This is a genomic window from Curtobacterium sp. B8 (assembly GCF_000333315.1).
GTDB classification, from domain to species: domain Bacteria; phylum Actinomycetota; class Actinomycetes; order Actinomycetales; family Microbacteriaceae; genus Curtobacterium; species Curtobacterium luteum.
On sequence record NZ_BACW01000380.1, the window covers coordinates 1 to 879 of the forward strand.

Here is an 879-nt window from a genome sequence, read left to right on the forward strand (position 1 = left end):
CGTTTCGGGTGTGTAAAACCAGTTGACAAACCGAAACCTGAGGACAACTTTCTCAACCCGCTTCCAGGTTCGGTGGGCCTGCCTGAGCAGTAACCAGCCAACCCCGAACGGGTGTCTGCGGGAACGACGACGGGCGGGCCTCCCGGAGGAGACCCGCCCGTCGTGAGCGGAAGACGCAGCCTTACTTGGCGGCGACGACCTTGAGGGAGATCACCGCGGTGATGTCCTCGCGCAGACGCACGGTGGCCTCGTGGTCACCGACGGTCTTGATGGTCGCGGGGACCTCGACCTTGCGCTTGTCGAGCGAGCCGACGCCCTGCGCCTCGACCGCTGCGGCGACGTCCGCCGGGCGGACCGAGCCGAAGAGACGGCCGTCCTTGCCGGCCTTGACGGCCAGCTGGATGGTGGCGTTCTCGAGCTTCATCTTGAGGTCCTGGGCCTCTTCGATGGTGGCGAGCTCGCGAGCGGTGCGCGCGGCGCGGATCGACTCGACCTGCTTCTCGCCGCCCTTGGACCACGCGACAGCGAAGCCCTGGGGGATGAGGTAGTTGCGGGCGTAGCCGTTCTTGACGTCGACGACGTCACCGGCGGAACCGAGGCCGGAGACCTCGTGGGTGAGGATGAGCTTCGACATGGGAGATCCTCCGATCAGCGGCCGGAGCCGGCGTAGGGGAGGAGCGCCATCTCACGGGCGTTCTTCACGGCACGGGCGATGAGGCGCTGCTCCTGGACGGAGACGCCGGTGATGCGACGGGCGCGGATCTTGCCACGCTCGGAGATGAACTTGCGAAGGGGCGCGACGTCCTTGTAGTCGATGACGCCGACTTTGATCGACTTCGCGGGAGCGGCGTTCTTGCCGCCCCTTGCCGCGAGGCTTCC

General features: G+C 66.9%; 2 protein-coding genes. Both read right to left on the bottom strand.

Features of this window, described 5'->3' with window-relative positions; translation table 11 throughout:
• Nucleotides 1–181 precede the first annotated feature (181 nt).
• Nucleotides 182–634: a 50S ribosomal protein L9 gene (gene rplI / locus I59_RS09850; protein WP_022903726.1), complete on the bottom strand. Its 453-nt coding sequence runs from the start codon at nucleotides 632–634 to the stop codon at nucleotides 182–184.
• Nucleotides 635–648: 14 nt separating this feature from the next.
• Nucleotides 649–879: 30S ribosomal protein S18 (rpsR, locus tag I59_RS09855; protein WP_022903727.1), on the bottom strand; the 231-nt coding region annotated here is incomplete at its 5' end.

What these genes read in the sequence shown, in the direction of transcription:
- rplI (WP_022903726.1), bottom strand. Translation starts at nt 634, where the DNA reads ATGTCGAAGCTCATCCTCACCCACGAGGTCTCCGGCCTCGGTTCCGCC.